Raw genomic sequence first — 2,314 nt, forward strand, 5'->3', positions numbered from 1 at the left:
GTCAGGGCCGCTCCGGAGCTGTAGCGCCCTTCGCATCGCCAGGACGAGGACGAGGAGCCGCCCCGCATGGCCGAACACCCCGCCTATCCCGTAGGCCTCCGTCTGGCCGGCCGCCGCGTGGTCGTCCTCGGCGGCGGTCAGGTCGCCCAGCGCCGTCTCCCGGCGCTGATCGCGGCGGGCGCCGACATCCTCCTGGTGTCCCCCGAGGCGACGCCGTCCGTCGAGGCCATGGCGGACGCGGGCGAGATCGCCTGGCAGCGGCGCCCCTACGCCGACGGCGACCTCGCCGACGCCTGGTACGCGCTGATCGCCACCAGCGACCCGGAGGCGAACACCCGGGCCTCCGCCGAGGGCGAGGCGCACCGCGTCTGGTGCGTGCGCTCCGACGACGCCGACGCGGCGACCGCCTGGACCCCGGCCACCGGCCACAGCGAGGGCGTCACCGTGGCCGTGCTCACCACCGACGCGCGCGGCCGCGACCCCCGGCACACCGCCGCCGTCCGGGACGCGGTCGTCGAGGGGCTGCGCGACGGCACCCTCGTCGCCCCGCACCACCGCACCCGCACACCCGGCGTCGCCCTCGTCGGCGGCGGTCCCGGCGACCCGGACCTGATCACGGTCCGCGGCCGGCGGCTGCTCGCCGAGGCGGACGTCGTCATCGCCGACCGCCTCGGCCCCCGCGACCTGCTGGCCGAACTCCCGCCGCACGTCGAGGTGATCGACGCGGCGAAGATCCCGTACGGGCGCTTCATGGCCCAGGAGGCCATCAACAACGCGCTGATCGAGCACGCCAGGCAGGGCAGGTCCGTGGTCCGGCTGAAGGGCGGCGACCCGTACGTCTTCGGCCGTGGCATGGAGGAGCTCCAGGCGCTCGCCGAGGCGGGCATCCCGTGCACGGTCGTCCCGGGCATCTCCAGCTCGATCTCGGTGCCCGGCGCGGCCGGCATCCCCGTCACCCACCGCGGTGTCGCCCATGAGTTCACGGTGGTCAGCGGCCATGTCGCCCCCGACGACGAGCGCTCCCTGGTCGACTGGCCCGCGCTCGCCCGGCTGACGGGTACGCTCGTCGTCCTCATGGGCGTCGACAAGATCGGCAAGATCGCCGAGACGCTCGTCGCGCACGGCAGGTCGCCGGACACCCCCGTCGCCCTGGTCCAGGAGGGCACGACGGCCGCCCAGCGCCGCGTCGACGCCACCCTCGCGACCGTCGCCGAGACGGTGCGCGCCGAGGACGTGCGGCCCCCGGCCGTCATCGTCATCGGCGACGTCGTCGGCGTGGGCCCCCGCACCACCGAGTAACCCCGGGTAACACAACCCGTTCCGAGCCGTTGGCACCACACCCAGGACAAGGCAGTATCACCCTGTGGCCGATCTCATCACCGTTGAGGACCCCGCCGACCCGCGCCTGAGCGACTACACGGGCCTGACCGACGTCGAGCTGCGCCGCAAGCGCGAGCCGGCCGAGGGCCTGTTCATCGCCGAGGGCGAGAAGGTCATCCGCCGGGCCAAGGACGCCGGGTACGAGATGCGCTCGATGCTGCTGTCCGCGAAGTGGGTCGACGTCATGCGCGACGTCATCGACGAGCTCCCGGCCCCCGTCTACGCGGTCAGCCCGGAGCTCGCCGAACGGGTCACCGGCTACCACGTGCACCGCGGCGCGCTCGCCTCCATGCAGCGCAAGCCGCTGCCGACGGCGGCCGAACTGCTGCGCTCCGCCCGCCGGGTGGCGGTCATGGAGTCGGTCAACGACCACACCAACATCGGCGCGATCTTCCGCTCGGCGGCCGCCCTCGGCATGGACGCGGTGCTGCTCTCGCCCGACTGCGCCGACCCGCTCTACCGCCGCTCCGTCAAGGTCTCGATGGGCGCGGTCTTCTCGGTGCCCTACGCCCGCCTCGACACCTGGCCCAAGGGGCTCGACTCGGTCCGCGAGGCGGGCTTCACCCTGCTCGCCCTCACCCCGGACGAGAAGGCCAGGTCCCTCGACGAGGCCGCCCCGCACCGGATGGACCGGGTGGCCCTGATGCTCGGCGCGGAGGGCGACGGCCTGTCCACCCAGGCCCTCGTCGCCGCCGACGAATGGGTCCGCATCCCGATGGCCCACGGCGTCGACTCCCTCAACGTGGGCGCGGCGGCGGCGGTCGCCTTCTACGCGGTGGCCACGGGCCGCCCGACCGCCTGAGCTAAGACTCTCCGGTGCCGGGTCGCCTGGCCTGCAACCCTCCGGTGGCCGGCCGCTCGGCGGGCGGGCTGCGATGCCGGGCCGGCTGTGGTGGACTGCGGTGCCGGGGTGGTCGTGGCGGGCTGTGGTGCC

Annotated in this window: 2 protein-coding genes; both read left to right on the plus strand. The window is 74.5% G+C overall.

Features of this window, described 5'->3' with window-relative positions; translation table 11 throughout:
- The first annotated feature begins 66 nt into the window (after positions 1-66).
- On the plus strand, positions 67-1,299 hold the full coding sequence (gene cobA / locus ABT085_RS45765) for a uroporphyrinogen-III C-methyltransferase (protein ID WP_351623031.1): 1,233 nt from the start codon (positions 67-69) through the stop codon (positions 1,297-1,299).
- A gap of 64 nt (positions 1,300-1,363) precedes the next feature.
- Positions 1,364-2,182 (plus strand): TrmH family RNA methyltransferase, encoded by an 819-nt coding sequence (locus ABT085_RS45770; protein ID WP_351623034.1) that lies wholly within the window; start codon positions 1,364-1,366, stop codon positions 2,180-2,182.
- Positions 2,183-2,314: the final 132 nt, after the last annotated feature.

Origin of the sequence: Streptomyces sp. NPDC002265 (assembly GCF_040296125.1) — a bacterium.
In the GTDB taxonomy this organism is placed as follows: domain Bacteria; phylum Actinomycetota; class Actinomycetes; order Streptomycetales; family Streptomycetaceae; genus Streptomyces.